The 15,163-nt window shown below is 74.2% G+C and carries 15 protein-coding genes, 1 tRNA gene and 1 other RNA gene; 12 read left to right on the top strand and 5 right to left on the bottom strand.

Annotated elements, in window-relative coordinates:
• Positions 1 to 50 precede the first annotated feature (50 nt).
• A complete protein-coding gene (locus EUS26_RS09865) occupies positions 51 to 1,214 on the bottom strand; it encodes a PucR family transcriptional regulator (RefSeq protein WP_238148902.1) in 1,164 nt (387 codons plus the stop codon).
• 37 nt (positions 1,215 to 1,251) lie between these two features.
• Here EUS26_RS09865 and EUS26_RS09860 point away from each other — a divergent pair, with 37 nt between their 5' ends.
• The gene (locus tag EUS26_RS09860) at positions 1,252 to 2,307 is read left to right on the top strand and encodes a glycerophosphodiester phosphodiesterase family protein (protein WP_130013640.1); all 1,056 of its coding nucleotides are present in this window, start codon (positions 1,252 to 1,254) and stop codon (positions 2,305 to 2,307) included.
• A gap of 3 nt (positions 2,308 to 2,310) precedes the next feature.
• Here the strand turns inward: EUS26_RS09860 and aceE are convergent, their stop codons facing one another.
• Positions 2,311 to 5,064, bottom strand: coding sequence for a pyruvate dehydrogenase (acetyl-transferring), homodimeric type (gene aceE, locus EUS26_RS09855; RefSeq protein WP_130013638.1), 2,754 nt, complete (start codon positions 5,062 to 5,064; stop codon positions 2,311 to 2,313).
• Positions 5,065 to 5,188: 124 nt separating this feature from the next.
• Here aceE and EUS26_RS09850 point away from each other — a divergent pair, with 124 nt between their 5' ends.
• From EUS26_RS09850 to EUS26_RS09820, 7 genes are all read left to right on the top strand, one after another.
• Positions 5,189 to 5,638, top strand: a complete 450-nt coding sequence (locus tag EUS26_RS09850) for a DUF3052 family protein (protein ID WP_238148901.1) — start codon at positions 5,189 to 5,191, stop codon at positions 5,636 to 5,638.
• Positions 5,635 to 6,117 (top strand): peroxiredoxin, encoded by a 483-nt coding sequence (locus tag EUS26_RS09845; RefSeq protein ID WP_130013636.1) that lies wholly within the window; start codon positions 5,635 to 5,637, stop codon positions 6,115 to 6,117. Before EUS26_RS09850 ends, EUS26_RS09845 begins: the two co-directional genes overlap by 4 nt.
• Before the next feature lie 19 nt (positions 6,118 to 6,136).
• Positions 6,137 to 6,209 (top strand) — tRNA-Val (locus EUS26_RS09840).
• A 1-nt stretch (position 6,210) separates the two neighbouring features.
• Positions 6,211 to 7,110, top strand: a complete 900-nt coding sequence (locus EUS26_RS09835) for a Nif3-like dinuclear metal center hexameric protein (RefSeq protein WP_130013634.1) — start codon at positions 6,211 to 6,213, stop codon at positions 7,108 to 7,110.
• Positions 7,107 to 7,844 (top strand): zinc ribbon domain-containing protein, encoded by a 738-nt coding sequence (locus EUS26_RS09830; RefSeq protein ID WP_130013632.1) that lies wholly within the window; start codon positions 7,107 to 7,109, stop codon positions 7,842 to 7,844. The genes EUS26_RS09835 and EUS26_RS09830 overlap by 4 nt, the downstream gene beginning before the upstream one ends.
• Positions 7,841 to 8,584, top strand: coding sequence for a histidine phosphatase family protein (locus EUS26_RS09825; protein WP_165368575.1), 744 nt, complete (start codon positions 7,841 to 7,843; stop codon positions 8,582 to 8,584). The genes EUS26_RS09830 and EUS26_RS09825 overlap by 4 nt, the downstream gene beginning before the upstream one ends.
• 10 nt (positions 8,585 to 8,594) lie before the next feature.
• Positions 8,595 to 9,521: a class I SAM-dependent methyltransferase gene (locus EUS26_RS09820; RefSeq protein ID WP_238148900.1), complete on the top strand. Its 927-nt coding sequence runs from the start codon at positions 8,595 to 8,597 to the stop codon at positions 9,519 to 9,521.
• A 27-nt stretch (positions 9,522 to 9,548) separates the two neighbouring features.
• Here the strand turns inward: EUS26_RS09820 and EUS26_RS09815 are convergent, their stop codons facing one another.
• On the bottom strand, positions 9,549 to 10,301 hold the full coding sequence (locus EUS26_RS09815; protein ID WP_130013628.1) for a YaaA family protein: 753 nt from the start codon (positions 10,299 to 10,301) through the stop codon (positions 9,549 to 9,551).
• Positions 10,302 to 10,349: 48 nt separating this feature from the next.
• Here EUS26_RS09815 and EUS26_RS09810 point away from each other — a divergent pair, with 48 nt between their 5' ends.
• Genes EUS26_RS09810 through EUS26_RS16950 form a run of 3 tightly spaced genes read left to right on the top strand, consistent with a single transcriptional unit; the run spans position 10,350 to position 12,796 of the window.
• Positions 10,350 to 11,816, top strand: a complete 1,467-nt coding sequence (locus tag EUS26_RS09810) for an RNB domain-containing ribonuclease (protein ID WP_130013626.1) — start codon at positions 10,350 to 10,352, stop codon at positions 11,814 to 11,816.
• A complete protein-coding gene (locus EUS26_RS09805) occupies positions 11,813 to 12,640 on the top strand; it encodes an HAD family hydrolase (protein WP_130013624.1) in 828 nt (275 codons plus the stop codon). The genes EUS26_RS09810 and EUS26_RS09805 overlap by 4 nt, the downstream gene beginning before the upstream one ends.
• A 12-nt stretch (positions 12,641 to 12,652) precedes the next feature.
• Entirely contained in the window at positions 12,653 to 12,796 is a 144-nt protein-coding gene (locus EUS26_RS16950) for a hypothetical protein (protein ID WP_165368574.1), read from the top strand.
• Between the two features lie 46 nt (positions 12,797 to 12,842).
• Here EUS26_RS16950 and rnpB read toward each other — a convergent pair.
• Positions 12,843 to 13,227, bottom strand: an RNA gene (gene rnpB / locus EUS26_RS09800) — RNase P RNA component class A.
• 52 nt (positions 13,228 to 13,279) lie between these two features.
• Between rnpB and EUS26_RS09795 the strand changes: the two genes are divergently transcribed.
• Positions 13,280 to 14,374 carry a VIT1/CCC1 transporter family protein gene (locus EUS26_RS09795; RefSeq protein WP_130013622.1) on the top strand — a complete coding sequence of 365 codons (1,095 nt, stop codon included), beginning with the start codon at positions 13,280 to 13,282 and terminating at the stop codon, positions 14,372 to 14,374.
• Between the two features lie 106 nt (positions 14,375 to 14,480).
• Here EUS26_RS09795 and EUS26_RS09790 read toward each other — a convergent pair whose 3' ends face one another.
• On the bottom strand, positions 14,481 to 15,152 hold the full coding sequence (locus EUS26_RS09790) for an MBL fold metallo-hydrolase (RefSeq protein ID WP_130013620.1): 672 nt from the start codon (positions 15,150 to 15,152) through the stop codon (positions 14,481 to 14,483).
• Between the last annotated feature and the right edge of the window lie 11 nt (positions 15,153 to 15,163).

Raw genomic sequence — 15,163 nt, 5'->3', positions numbered from 1 at the left:
AACGGGACGGGTCGTGGACGGCGACGGACGGGGTATGTCGTGCGGTCCGGTCAGCGGCCCCCGCGCCACAGCCGGGGCCCGGTGCCCATCCGCCCCAGGGCCAGCGCGACCTGCAGCACCCAGGCGTCGCGCGGGTCGTGCGGGTCCAGCCCGACGACCTCGCCGACCCGGCGCAGGCGGTAGCGCACGGTGTTGGGGTGCAGGAAGAGCAACCGCGCGGTCGCCTCCAGCACCATGCCGTGGTCGAGATAGGCCTGGACCGTGTCGAGCAGCGCGGACGGGTGGTCGCGCAGTGGGGCGTAGACCCGGTCCACCAGCATGCGGCGCGCCGGACCCTCGCCGAGCAGGGACCGCTCGGGGAGCAGCTCGTCGGCGGCGACCGGCCGGGGCGCGTCGCCCCACGCCGGCGCGGCGTCCACCCCCGACAGCGCCGCCCGGGCCGAGCGCCCCGCGGCGAAGAGGTGGGGCACCCGGGGCCCGACGACCACCGGCCCGTCACCGAAGGAGTCGGCCAGCCGCTCGGCGTCCGCGAGCGGGTCGGTGCTGCCGCCGAGCACGCAGACGAGCCGGCGGTCGTGGGCGGCGCAGAGCGCCGCGCGGCCGAGCGTGCGGGCCACCGTCCGCAGCGCCTCGACGGCGGTGCCCGGGTCGCCCTCGGGCAGCAGCCCGGCCACGACCGTCACCTCGGTCACCTCGTCCCAACCCAGCTCCGCCGCCCGGGAGGCCATGGCGTCGTTGGCCTCGCCCCGGACGACCGCGTGCACGACGAGGGTCTCCAGGCGGGTGTCCCAGCCGCCGCGGTGGTCGGCCGAGCGGGCGTAGACGTCGGCGGCCGCGAAGGCCAGGTCGCGGGAGTAGCGCAGCACGGCCTCCCGCAGCGCCGCGGTCTCGGCCTCGTCGACGAGCTCGGGCACCGACTCCTCGACGGTCGCGATCGCCGTCCGGGTCAGGTCGAGGGTCTGCCGCAGCGTGATGGTGGCCGCCAGGCTGGGCGGGGCGGCCGCGAAGATCTGGCCGGGCGGCGGACCGGGGTGGGCGCCCGCGGCATACCAGTCGAGCAGCGCGCCGATCCCGGCCTGCGCGACCAGCCGCACCCACGCGCGGTCCGCGGCCCCCAGCTCGCGGAACCACCCGTGCTCGGCCTCCATCCGCGCGCTCGCCCGCCCCGCCAGGTCGGCGGCGTGGCGGGCGAGGCTCGGCGTGGTCTCGGGCACGCCCGCGAGCCTAGTCGCCGGCTGGCAGGATCGAGGTATGCCGACCGCGTCCCCGCTCGTCCTCGCCCACCGGGGTGCCTCCGGCTCGCTGCCCGAGCACACCCTGGCCGCCTACGCGCTCGCCGCCCGGCAGGGCGCCGACTACCTCGAGCTCGACCTCGTGGCGACCCGTGACGGCACCCTCGTCGCCCGCCACGAGAACGACATCAGGGGCACCACGGACGTGGCCCGCCACCCCGGCCTCGCCGGCCGGCGGCGCCGGGCGCTGGTCGACGGCACCACGGTGGACGGGGTCTTCACCGAGGACCTCGACCTGGGGGAGCTGCGCACCCTGCGGGCCCGGGAGCGGCTGCCCCGGCTGCGCGGGACCGACCGGGACGGGGAGTGGCCGGTCCCCACCTTCCCCGAGATCATCGCGCTGCGGGCGGAGCTGAGTGAGGAGCTGGGGCGCGAGCTCGGGCTCTACGTCGAGCTCAAGCACCCCACTCACTTCGCCGCGGCCGGGCTGCCCCTGGAGGAGCGGATGCTCGCCGACCTGGAGGCCGCCGGCCTCACCGGCCCGGAGGCGCCCGTCTGGGTGCAGTGCTTCGAGCCGGGCAGCCTGCGACGGCTGCGCGAGGAGCTCGGCTGCCGGCTGCGCCAGGTGCTGCTCGCGACGGCACCGCAGGACGTCCCGGCCGACCTCGTCGCGGCGGGTGACCCGCGGACCTACGCCGAGCTGCTCTCGCCGGAGGGGCTGGCGGGGCTGGTGGGGTATGTCGACGGGCTCGGCCCCCGCAAGCAGATGGTGCTGCCGTGGTCCCCGGACGGGACGCTGGGGGAGCCGACCCCCCTGGTCGCGGACGCCCATGCCGCCGGCCTGGTGGTGCACGCCTGGACCTTCCGGGCGGAAAACGAGTTCCTGCCCCCGGCGCTGCGTCGGGACCCGGCCGGCCGGAGCGGAGACGCCGACGGCGGGGCGCCGCCCCCGCCCGCGACCCACGGCGACCTGGCCGCCGAGGTGCGTCAGCACCTGGAGGCCGGGGTGGACGGCATCTTCACCGACCACCCCGACCTCGTGGTGCAGGCCCTGCGGGCCGCCGACGGCGGTTGAGGCTCAGGCGTCCCCGCCGGTGGTGCCGGACGTGCCGGCGGTGACGTCGAGGAGGCGGTACTTCTTCATGGCGTCCAGCGGCACCTGCGGGTCCAGCTCACCGCGGTCGGCCAGCATCTGCAGCGCCTTGACCGCCATCGACGGACCGTCGATGTGGAAGAACCGGCGGGCGGCCGCCCGGGTGTCGGCGAAGCCGAAGCCGTCGGCGCCCAGGGCGAAGTAGTCCTCCGGGACCCACGGGGCGATCTGGTCCTGGACCGCCCGCATGTAGTCGCTGGTGGCGACGATGGGCCCGTCACCCTCGGACAGCCGCCGGGTGACGTAGGGGACCCGGCGCTCCTGCTCGGGGTGCAGGAAGGCGTCGTCGTCGCAGGCCATCGCCTCGCGGCGCAGCTCCGACCACGAGGTCACCGACCACACGTCCGAGCTCACGCCCCAGTCCTCCCGGAGCAGCTCGGCGGCCTCGAGGGCCCACGGCACGCCGACGCCGGAGCCCAGCAGCCGGACGTGCCGACCGTCCTGCTGCTCGCCCGTGGCGATCCGGTGCATCCCCTGGAGGATCCCCTCGACGTCCACGTCGTCCGGCTGCGCGGGCTGGCGCATCGGCTCGTTGTAGACGGTGAGGTAGTAGATGACGTTCTCCGGGTCCTCCCCGTACATCCGCTCGAGGGCGCGGGGGAGGATGTGCGCCATCTCGTAGGCGTACGCCGGGTCGTAGGCGACGACCGCCGGGTTCGTCGAGGCCAGCAGCGGTGAGTGGCCGTCGGCGTGCTGCAGCCCCTCGCCGGTGAGCGTGGTCCGCCCCGCCGTGGCGCCGATCATGAAGCCGCGCGCGAGCTGGTCCGCCGCGGCCCAGATGCTGTCACCCGTGCGCTGGAAGCCGAACATCGAGTAGAAGATGTAGAACGGCACCATGGGGGTCTGGTGGGTGTCGTAGGACGTCCCGGCCGCGCTGAACGCCCCGACCGAGCCGGCCTCGTTGATGCCGACGTGCAGGATCTGGCCCTGCTCGGACTCCTTGTAGGCGAGCATGAGGTCGGCGTCGACCGAGGTGTAGTTCTGCCCGTGGACGTTGTAGATCTTCGCCGTCGGGAAGAAGCTGTCCATGCCGAAGGTCCGGGCCTCGTCCGGGATGATCGGCACCACGTGCTTGCCGAACTCCTTGTCGCGCATCCACTCCTTGAAGATGCGCACGAGCGCCATCGTGGTGGCGACCTCCTGCTTGCCGGAGCCCTTCTTGGCCACGTCGTAGACCTTGGTGTCCGGCAGCTTCAGCGAGGTGCCGCCCGGCTGGCGCTTGGGCAGGTAGCCACCCAGGCTGCGGCGCCGCTCCTTGAGGTACTGGATGGCCGGGTCGTCCTCGCCGGGGTGGTAGTACGGCGGGGCGTAGGGGTCGGCCTCGAGCTGCTCGTCGGTGATGGGGATCTTGAGGCTGTCGCGGAACGCCTTGAGGTCGTCCAGCGTGAGCTTCTTCATCTGGTGGGTCGCGTTGCGCCCCGCGAAGCTCTTGCCCAGCGAGTAGCCCTTGATGGTGTGCGCGAGGATGACGGTCGGCTGGCCGGTGTGGTTCATCGCGGCCTGGTAGGCCGCGAACACCTTGCGGTAGTCGTGGCCGCCACGCTTGAGCTTCCACCAGATGTCCTCGTCGCTCCAGTCCTTGACCAGCTCCTTGGTGCGCGGGTCGCGCCCGAAGAAGTGGTCCCGGATCCACGCGCCGTCGTTGGCGCGGAAGGTCTGGAAGTCGCCGTCCGGGGTGGTGTTGAAGAGGTTGACCAGCGCGCCGGAGGTGTCCTGGGCGATGAGGTCGTCCCAGCCGCGGCCCCACAGCACCTTGACGACGTTCCACCCGGCCCCGCGGAAGAAGCTCTCCAGCTCCTGCACGATCTTGCCGTTGCCGCGCACCGGGCCGTCCAGCCGCTGCAGGTTGCAGTTGACGACGAAGGTGAGGTTGTCGAGCTCCTCGTTGGCGGCCACCTGCAGCAGGCCGCGCGACTCCGGCTCGTCCATCTCGCCGTCGCCGAGGAAGGCCCACACGTGCTGCTGGCTGGTGTCCTTGAGGCCGCGGTTGTGCAGGTACTTGTTGAACGACGCCTGGTAGATGGCGTTCATCGGCCCGATGCCCATCGACACGGTCGGGAACTGCCAGAAGTCCGGCATCGACCGGGGGTGCGGGTAGGACGGGACGGCCGTCACGTCGTCCTGCAGGCCCTTGCTCTTCTCCTGCCGGAAGCCGTCGAGCTCGGTCTCGCTGAGCCGGCCCTCGAGGTAGGCGCGCGCGTAGATGCCGGGGGAGGCGTGCCCCTGGAAGAAGACCTGGTCGCCGCCGCCCTCGTGGTCACGCCCACGCCAGAAGTGGTTGAAGCCGACCTCGGTCAGGGTGGCCTGCGAGGCATACGTCGAGATGTGCCCGCCGACCGCGATGTCCGGGTGCTGGGCGCGGTGCACCATGACCGCGGCGTTCCAGCGGATCCAGGCGCGGTAGCGGCGCTCCATGTCCTCGTCGCCGGGGAACCACGCCTCCTGCTCCGGGGAGATGGTGTTGATGTAGTCCGTGGTCGTCAGCGAGGGGATGCCGACCTGCGAGTCCCTGGCCCGCTCGAGCATGCGCAGCATGAGGTACCTGGCCCGCTGCCGTCCGCCGGTGCTGATCGCGGCGTCCAGCGAGTCCAGCCACTCCTGCGTCTCCTCGGGGTCCGTGTCGGGGACCTGGCTCGGCAGACCGTTCAGGATGGGGCCGGTGGAGCGCTCCTGAGCCATCAGGGTTGATCCTTCCTAGGGGGTGTCCGGATCAGTCTGTCACGTCCCTGACGCCGCGTCCGTGGTGGTGCGCCCCGGGGTCGCCTTTACGTCACCCGCTGCACTCTGCTTGTCTAGTCCCACCATGGACGGGCAGATGAGGACGGAGCAGCAGGACGTGACCACCGACGCGCCGGGGGAGGGTCCCCTCGCGGGGATGGTGCGCAAGCTCGGGCTGCGCGAGGGCCAGGTGGTGGTCGAGTACGGCTACGACGAGGACGTCGAGGAGGCCGTGCGCCAGGCCGCCGCCGCGGTCAGCGGGGCCCCGCTCGAGGAGGACGACTACGACGGCGTCGTGGACGTCGTGCTCCTGTGGTGGCGGGACGGGGAGGGTGACCTGGCCGACGAGCTCATGGACGCGCTGACCACCATGGAGGAGGGTGGCTGCATCGTGCTGCTGACCCCGGGGGCCGGGCGCGAGGACCGCGTGCCGGCTGCGGACGTCCAGGACGCCTGCACGACCTGCTCGATGACCGCCTCCGGCGCGGTCAACCTCGGCGAGTGGCTGGGCCAGCGCCTGGTGGGGCGCAAGTGAGCGGAGCTCGTCCGGCACCGCCGCAGGTGGGGCAGCAGGCTCCCGAGCTGGTGCTGACGGACCAGTCGGGGGAGCGGCACACCCTCTCCACCGTGGTCGCCGACCGGCACGCGCTGCTCGTCTTCTACCCCTTCGCCTTCTCCTCCATCTGCACCGGGGAGCTGCTGGAGATCCAGCTCAACATCGACGAGTTCGTCAACGACCGGGTGCAGGTGCTCGGCGTCTCCTGCGACCCGCCCCCGGCGCTGCGGGCGTGGGCGGCGACCGAGGGCTACCGGTTCCCGCTGCTGTCCGACTTCTGGCCGCACGGCGAGGTGTCGCGGTCCTACGGCGTCTTCGACGAGGACTCCGGTATGGCCGTGCGCGGCACCTTCCTCGTGGACCCGGCCATGACGGTGCGGTGGTCGCTGGTGCACGGCCCGGGCGAGGCGCGGCACATCGGTGCGCTGCACGAGGCGGTGCGCGACCTGCAAGAATGACGGCACACCACCACAACAGGGGCCTGTAGCTCAGCTGGTAGAGCGCCGCGTTTACACCGCGTAGGTCGTCGGTTCGAGCCCGGCCGGGCCCACGTGAACGCCAGCACGCAGCAGACCGGTGTCGCCCTGGCCGACGTCGTCCAGGTCCTGGAGGACCTCTACCCGCCCGCGACCGCCCAGTCCTGGGACCGCGTCGGGCTCGTCGCCGGCGACCCCGAGCAGCAGGTGCGCCGGGTGCTCCTCGCCGTCGACCCCACGCTCGACGTGGTCGCCGAGGCGGTGCGCACCGGTGCGGACCTCGTCGTCACGCACCACCCGCTGCTGCTGCGCGGCATCCACTCGGTGGCCACGACCTCGGCGAAGGGGGCCACGGTCACCGAGCTCGTCGTCAACGACGTCGCCCTCTACTGCGCCCACACCAACGCCGACGTCGCCGACCCCGGGGTCGGCCAGGCACTGGCCGCGGCCTGCGGCCTGGCCGCCACGCAGGCGCTCACCCTCGCCGAGGACCAGGAGCTGGGCCGGGTGGGTGAGCTGCCGACCCCGGTGACCCTGCGCGCCCTGGCCGAGCGGCTCGCCGACGCCCTGCCGCCCACCGCCGGTGGGGTGCGGGTGAGCGGCGACCCGGACGCCCTGGTGCAGCGGGTCGCGGTGCTCGGCGGGGCCGGCGACGGCGAGTTCGCGGCGGTGCGGCGCGCCGGGGCCGATGTCTACGTCACCTCCGACCTGCGGCACCACCCGGCCCTGGAGGCCCGGGAGGAGGCGCGGGCCGCGGCCCGCGCCGGGCGCCCGGCCACGCCCTACCTGGTCGACGCCGGCCACTACGCCAGCGAGTGGCTGTGGCTGCCCGGCCTGCGCGAGCTGCTCCTCAGCCGGCTCGACGTCGAGGTCGAGATCTCCTCCGTCCGCACCGACCCCTGGGACCTCGTCGTCGGCGCCCGGCCGGACGAGGACCCCACCACCGACCACCCCGTCGAAGGAGACCGCCCGTGAAGGCAAGCCCGCAGATGCAGGCCCGGTTGCTCGAGCTGCAGGAGCTGGACACCCGCATCTCCCAGCTCGAGCACCGGCTGCGATCGGTGCCCGAGCTCATCGACATCGCCCGGATGGAGCGGGAGCAGCCGGGCCTGGAGGCCGAGGTCGTGCGGACCAGCACCGAGGTCAGCGACCTGGAGCGAGAGGTGGCCCGGGCCGAGGCCGCCGTCCAGCTCGTCCGGGACCGCGCGGCCCGCGACCGGCAGCGGCTCGAGGCCGGCACCGGCAGCGCCAAGGACCTGCAGGGCCTGCAGCACGAGCTGGAGTCCCTCGCCCGGCGCCAGGGCGTCCTGGAGGACGAGGAGCTCGAGGTGATGGAGCGGGCCGAGCAGGCCGAGGCCGCCGAGCGGGAGGCGACCACCGCGCTGGAGCAGCACGAGGCACGGCTGGCCGAGCTGCGCGTGGCCCGGGACGAGAAGGTGGCCGCCATCGGCGCCGAGCGTGACGAGGTGGCCGCCGGCCGCGACGCCATCGTCGCGGACGTGTCCGACGAGCTGGTCGCGCTCTACGAGCGGATGCGGGCCCAGACCGGCTCGGGCGCCGCCCCCCTGCAGCAGCGGCGGTGCGGCGGGTGCCGGCTCGAGCTCAACGCGGTCGACCTCGGCAGGATCAGGGCCGCCGCCGAGGACGAGGTCGTGCGCTGCGAGGAGTGCGGTCGCATCCTGGTGCGGACGGCGGAGTCCGGGCTGTGACGCCCGGGCCCCGGGTGCGGGGCAGCGGCCCCGGTCCGGGCCCGGACGACGTCGACGCCACGACGGAGACCTACCTCTCGGACGAGGCGCTGCCGGTCCTCGAGGGCGCCGCCCGGCTGGTCCTGGTCCGGCACGGGGTCACCGACTTCACCCAGGCGCGCCGGATGGACGGGCGCGGCGGGGCCGACCCCGCGCTCAACGCCACCGGGCGGGCCCAGGCGCGAGCGGCCGCGCGGGCCGTGGCCGAGCTCGTCGCGCGGTCCGACCCCGGCCCGCTCCGCGTCGTGTCCTCCTCCCTGGCCCGGGCGCAGGAGACGGGGGAGCTGCTCGCCCGGCACCTCGGGGTGCGCCGTGAGGAGGACCGGGACTGGGACGAGCAGGGCTTCGGCGACTGGGACGGCCGGTCGATGCCGGACCTCTTCAGGGAGGCGCCGGACGACCTCGCCCGGCTGCGGACCGACCGGGACTACGCTCGGCCCGGTGGGGAGTCGCGGCGCGAGCTGGACGCCCGGGTCGGTGCCGCGCTGGGCCGGGCAGTCGCCTCCGGCGGGACCGTCGTCGTCGCGACCCACCGGGTCGTCATCATGTCCGTCCTGTGCCGCGTCCTGGGGGTCGACCACGACCGGGGCTGGAGCATCGCGACCGGGCCGGCGTCGCTGAGCGCCGTCGAGATGTGGCCCGACGGCGGGGTACAGGTGAGCTTCGTCAACGACACCCATCACCTGCGGGGGCTGGCCTAGGGTCGAGGGCATGAGCACGGTGCCGGAGGACCTCACGCCCATGGAGCGCGCCCGGGTGGGTGCGGACGAGGGGTATGCCCTCAACCGCGACAACTGGGACGGCCGCGCGCAGGTGCACGCCGCCAGTGCCCACTACGACCTGGAGGGCTGGGTGGCCGACCCCACCCGGGTCGGCTCCGTCATCCGGCGCGACCTGCAGATCCTCGCCCCGCACCTGCCGGAGGCGCTGCGGGACGGGGGTGACGGCATACCCCGCCTCGACGGGCTGGACGTGTGCCACCTGCAGTGCCACCTCGGGACCGACACCCTGGGCCTGGCGCGGCGCGGCGCCACCTGCACCGGCGTCGACCTGTCGCCCGAGTCGCTGCGGGTCGCCCGGGACCTCGCGACCCGCGCCGGTGCGGACATCCGCTACGTCGAGGCCAACGTGCTGGACGCGGCGGCGGCCGTGGGGGCGACCTTCGACCACGTGCACACCTCGATCGGGACGATCTGCTGGCTGCAGGACCTCGCCACCTGGGGCCGGCAGGTCGCCGCGCTGCTGCGCCCCGGTGGCACCTTCCTCCTGCGGGACAGCCACCCCATGCTCAACGTCATGGGCGACACCGACGCGGGCACGATGACCCCGGCCTACGCCTACTTCCCGCTGCCGCCGGGGGAGAGCTTCACCTACGTCGACGGCACGACCTACACCGACGGCGATGTCGCGCCCATCACCCAGCCGCGCAACGTCGAGTGGTCGCACTCGCTGAGCGAGATCCTCGGCGCGCTGATCGACGCCGGGCTACGGCTGGAGCACGTCGGGGAGCACCAGGACCTGCCCTGGCCGGCGCACCCCTCGATGACGCCGGAGGGAGAGGACTGGGTGCTGCCCGAGCCGTGGCGCTCGCAGGTGCCGGTGGCGCTGAGCGTGGTGGCACGCCGGCCCGAGCGCTGAGCCGCCCGCCTCCCGGGAGGGGTCCGGTCAGGAGGGCAGGGCGTCCAGGACCCAGGGCGACCCGGGCCGGCGGGGCTCCTGGAGCTCGACGTCGACGGTGCCCGCCAGCACCTCCGCCAGCGCGTCCGGGCGCCGGGGGTCGGCCGGCTCCTCGCACAGGGCGCGCGCCACGAGACCGCGGGTGTGCTTGGCCATGTGCGTGGCGCCGGGCACCCGCACGTGCACCCAGCGACGGGCCAGCGCCGAGCCGGCGTCGGGGGCCCACGCCGCGGCATACGTGCTGGATCGGCAGTCGACGACGAGCCCGCGCCCGGCCGCCTCGGTGAGCACCGGGTCCAGGTGCGACCTCCAGAAGCCCCCCAGGGGCCCCACCCCGGGCAGGTTGACGGCCATGGAGAGACGGTAGGGCGCGAGCCGGTCCGTCATCCGGACGACGCCGTAGAGCGCGGAGACCACCCTCAGCCGCGACGTCGCCCGCCGCGACGCCGCGGGCCCGAGCGACGCGAGGTCGAGAGCGTCGTAGAGCACGCCGGAGTAGAGGTCGCGGGCCGGCAGGGTCGGCGCCGTGCGCAGCCGGGTGTTGCGCGCGATCTCCTCGGTCAGGGTGGGGCTGACCCCGAGGACCCGCGCGGCCTCGGGCCCGGCGCTGACCTGGGCCAACGCGGAGGCCACCTGCTCGCGCGGACCGGTCAGGGCGGGCGCGGACAGGGTTTCCGGGCGCAGGGCGGAGCCGCGGGTGCGGGTCCGCTTGGACTCGGACGGCGGGAGCAGGATGAGCACCGCGTCAGGGTAGGGCAGGTGTCGGTGCCCCGACGTAGGGTGGGCGCCATGGTGGAGCGAGCGACGAGCCTGGCCTGCGACCCGACCACGTCAGGGACCGGCCGGCTGCTCGCCCGGGCGTTCCAGCAGGCCCGCGACGAGCTCGAGGTCCGGCAGGTCTTCCCCGACGCCGCCCTGGCCGAGGTGGAGCAGGGGATCGCCGCCCCGGACCTGCCGGAGCGGGACGAGACCGGGGTCGGGTTCGTCACCGTCGACCCGCCGGGCTCGATGGACCTCGACCAGGCCCTGCACCTGGAGCGTGCCGGCTCCGGCTACCGGGTCCGCTACGCCATCGCCGACGTCCCCGCCTTCCTCGTCGAGGGCGGCGCGCTGGACGCCGAGACCCGGTTGCGCGGGCAGACGGTCTACTGCCCCGACACCCGCGTGCCGCTCCACCCGCCGGCCTTGAGCGAGGAGGCGGCGAGCCTGCTCCCGGACGCGGTGCGACCGGCATACGTCTGGGACATCCGGCTGGCCGCCGACGGCTCCCGCGAGTCGGCCGAGCTCTACCGCGCCATGGTCCGCTCCCGCCGCCGCTACACCTACGACGAGGTCCAGGACCTCGTCGACGGCGGGGACGCGGAGGAGACCCTGCAGCTGCTCAGGGAGGTCGGTGAGCTGAGGGTGGCGCGCGAGGTCGCGCGGGGCGGGGCCAGCCTGCCCATGCCCGAGCAGGAGGTGGGGGTCAGCACCGAGGGGGGCTGCGACTACACCCTGAGGCTGCGGCCGATGCTTCCGGCGGAGGACTGGAACGCGCAGATCTCACTGCTCACCGGCATGGTCGCCGCCCGGATGATGCTCGACGGCCGGGTCGGCATCCTGCGGACGATGCCGGAGCCGGGGGAGGGCGCGGTGGCACGCTTCCGGCGCGAGGTGGAGGCGCTGGGCGCCCACTGGCCGGAGGGTATGCCGTACGGCGAGTTCCTCCGCACGCTCGACCGGTCCGACACCCGGCACCTCGCGATCGTCAACGCCGCCACCTCCCTCTTCCGGGGCGCCGGCTACACCGCCTTCGACGGCGAGCCGCCGCCGGAGGACGAGCAGGTGCAGGCCGCCATCGCCGCGCCCTACGCCCACGTCACCGCGCCCCTGCGCCGCCTGGTCGACCGCTTCGGCCTGGCGGTCTGCGAGGCGCTGTGCGCCGGGCGGGAGGTGCCGGCCTGGGCCCGGGAGGCGCTGCCGGGGCTGCCGGAGGTCATGGAGGAGACCGGGCGGCGGGCCAGGGCGGTCGACCGGGCGTGCCTGACGGCGGTCGAGGCGGCGGTGCTCAGCGACCGGGTCGGTCAGGACTTCGCGGCGGTCGTCGTCGACGGCGTCGACGGCGGGCGCGTGCTGGTGCAGCTGGTCGACCCGCCCGTGAGCGACGTGGCGACCGGCACCGCCCCGCTGGGCAGCGCCGTGACCGTCCGCGTGGAGCGCGCCGACATCCTGGCGGGCGAGGTGGACCTGCGGGTCGTCGGGCAGGAGGGGCGATGAGGCCCGGAGCCGACCGGCAGCAGGTGCGGGTCGTGGCCTCGGACTGCGACGGCACCCTCCTGCGCACGGACGGCACGGTCTCCGACCGCACCCGGGCGGTGCTGGCCCGGTGCACCTCCGCCGGGGTGCGGGTGGTGCTGGTGACCGCACGCCCGCCCCGGTGGATGGACGAGCTGAGCGACCTGGGGGTGGAGGCGGTCGCCCTGTGCGGCAACGGCGCCTTCACCTACGACGTCGCGCGCCGCGAGATCCTCAGCCACCGGCTCATGCCCGCCGAGCTCGTCGGCGCCTTGCTCACCGAGCTGAAGCAGGCCATGCCCGAGTCCGCCCTGGCGACCGAGTCGGTGCGGGGCTTCGCCCGGGAGCCGCACTTCCGACGGCACAACGACCGGACCGACGGCCAGTGGCTGGTCGGCGGCATCGACGAGCTCGCGCGGGAGCCGGCCGGCAAGATCCTCGTCCGGCACCTCGACTGGAGCACCGAGCAGATCAGCGCCCGGGTGGCAGAGGTGGTGGGGGAGCGGGCCGAGGTGGCCAACTCCGGCGCCGTCCAGCTCGGCGAGGTCACCGGTCGAGGGGTCACCAAGGCGCTGGCGCTGCTCACCTGGTGCGCCGAGCAGGACCCCCCGGTCGCGCCGCACGAGGTGTGGGCGTTCGGGGACATGCTCAACGACATACCGATGCTGGAGTGGGCGGGGCGCGCCCACGCCGTCGCCAACGCGCACCCCGAGGTGCTGGCCCTCGCCGACGAGGTGGTGCCGAGCAACGACGAGGACGGTGTCGCCGCCACCCTGACCGCGCTGCTCGACGCCCGTGGGATGTGACAGGATCGTGGTATGACGAACTCGAAGACCTCCACCCCGGCCAGCGCCCAGCGAGGTAGTTTCGGCCGCGGCCTCACGTGGCTGATGGTCGGCCTGCTCATCGTCACCGCGATCTTCGTGCTCGTCGACCTCGCGACGGGCGCGCTGCACCTCTGAGGCCACCATCGGGGTGCCCCCGGCATCCCGGGTGCACCCGCGGGGGTGGATGAGCCGGCCGGTACGCCGGGTTCTGTCCCCTCGCGCCGTCACCGGCCCTGCGAGGGTGGCGACCATCCATCTCGGGCGTGCGTCGCCGCACGCCTCCAGCGACCTACCCGTGCGCTCGGGCGGGCAGCCCTCGGACGCGCACTGTCTGGTCTTGCTCCAGGTGGGGTTTACCGAGCCACGCCAGTCACCTGGCGTGCTGGTGGTCTCTTACACCACCGTTTCACCCTCACCCACCGCCGGGGCGGTGGGCGGTCTGCTCTCTGTGGCACTGTCCCGCGGGTCACCCCGGGTGGCTGTTAGCCACCACCGTGCCCTGTGGAGCCCGGACGTTCCTCGGCGGGTCACCCGAGGGTGCCCGACGCGGCCGCCTGGCCGACTCATCCACGTCGAGCAGGATAGCGGCCCGAGGCGCGGAGCGTAGACTCCACCCACGTGACGACGACGGAACCCCGCCCGACCGACGTCCGCCGGTGGCGACGCCACCTGGCCGACGAGCACGCCAACATCCAGACCTTCCGCGACCTGGCGGCCCGGCGGCAGGGGGAGGAGCGGGCCATCCTCACCGGGCTCGCCGACGCCGAGCAGCGGCACGCCCAGCACTGGGAGACCCTGCTGGGCGACCGGGCCACCCCCGCCCCCCGCGCCACCCTGGCGCACCGGGTGCAGACCTGGCTGGCCCGGCGTTTCGGGATGGTCTTCGTCCTCGCCCTGCTCCAGCGGTCCAAGTCGGACAACCAGTACGCCGGCGAGCACGACGCCGCGTCCTCGATGGCGGCCGACGAGCAGGTGCACGAGGAGGTGCTGCGGGGGCTGGCAGCGCGGGGGCGGCTGCAGCTGTCCGGCAACTTCCGCGCCGCCGTCTTCGGCGCCAACGACGGCCTGGTGTCCAACCTGGCGCTCATCATGGGCATGGCCGGCACCGGCGTGTCGGGCGCGGTCGTCCTGGCGGCGGGCATGGCCGGGCTGCTGGCCGGGGCGCTGTCGATGGGGGCGGGGGAGTACATCTCGGTGCGCTCGGCCCGCGAGCTCCTCGCCGCCTCGCAGCCGGCCCAGGGCACCCACGACGCGCTGCGGGCGCTGGACCTGCAGAGCAACGAGCTGGAGCTCGTCTACCGCGCCCGCGGCATGGACCACGACCAGGCCCGGTCGCGCGCCGCCGTGGTCCTCGGCCAGATGCAGCACGGTGGTCCCGCACCCGACGACGCGGTGCCGATGGCGGCCACCGACGCGGACGAGCAGGACGCCGTCCTCAACCCCTGGGGAGCCGCTCTCGCGAGCTTCGGCTTCTTCGCCTCCGGCGCGCTCATCCCGGTGCTGCCCTACCTGCTCGGTCTCACCGGGTATGCCGCAGCGGGCGTGGCGATGCTGCTGGTCGGGATGGCGCTGCTCGTGACCGGCGGGGTGGTGGGGCTGCTGTCCGGCGCCTCACCCGTGGGTCGTGGCGTGCGCCAGCTGCTCATCGGCTACGGCGCCGCGGTCGCGACCTACCTGCTCGGTCTGGCCTTCGGCGCGGCCGGGATCGGCTGACCCGACGCGTCCGGAGTGGCCTGACCGCGCGTCCTGTGCGTGCTGACTAGGCGTCCTGTGCGTGCTGACCGCGCGTCCTGTGCGTGCTGACCGCGCGTCCTGTGCGTCAGAAGGTCGTCGGGCCGGCGTCGCGCAGGTCGTGCACCTGCACGCCGTCGTCGGCGCCGAAGTCGCCGATGTGCTGGACGTACATCCCGCGGCCGCGGTCGTTGAGCAGCCCGTCGTGGATCGGGATGATGCCCTGCGCCGGCGCGAGCCGCCGGACGAGGGCGATGGCCTCGGCGACCTTGCCCCAGGGCGCGCTCACCGGGACGCCGAGCAGGTCGACCGCGCCGGGCTCGCCGTCGAGGGCGTCTCCGGGGTGGTAGAGCACCGGCTCACCCTCGGCCTGCACGACGACACCGGTGTTGCCGACGCGCGGCACGTAGGGGTGGATGTCGGCGTGCTGCTCCCCGACCCCGGTCAGCCGCACCCGGCTGCCGCCGGACCCCAGGTCCACGTGCCCGCCGGGGCGCAGGGTCTCGACGCGGGCGGCATACCCGAACGCGGCGACCTTCTCCGCGCTCTGCGCCTCCATGAGCACCCGGGCCCCCGGGTTCGCGGCGAGGAGCGGCTCGGTGCGCTCGGGGTCGAGGTGGTCGGGGTGCTGGTGCGTCACGACGACGGCGGTGAGGTCGGTCACGTCCTCGAAGGAGGAGAAGGTGCCCGGGTCGATGAGCACGCGCTGGTCGGCCACCTCGACGAGGAGACAGGCATGTCCGAGGTGGGTGATCTGCATACCGCCACCCT

This window comes from Serinicoccus sediminis (assembly GCF_004153545.1).
Taxonomy (GTDB): domain Bacteria; phylum Actinomycetota; class Actinomycetes; order Actinomycetales; family Dermatophilaceae; genus Ornithinicoccus; species Ornithinicoccus sediminis_A.
This window is presented reverse-complemented; position numbering and strand designations above follow the sequence as displayed.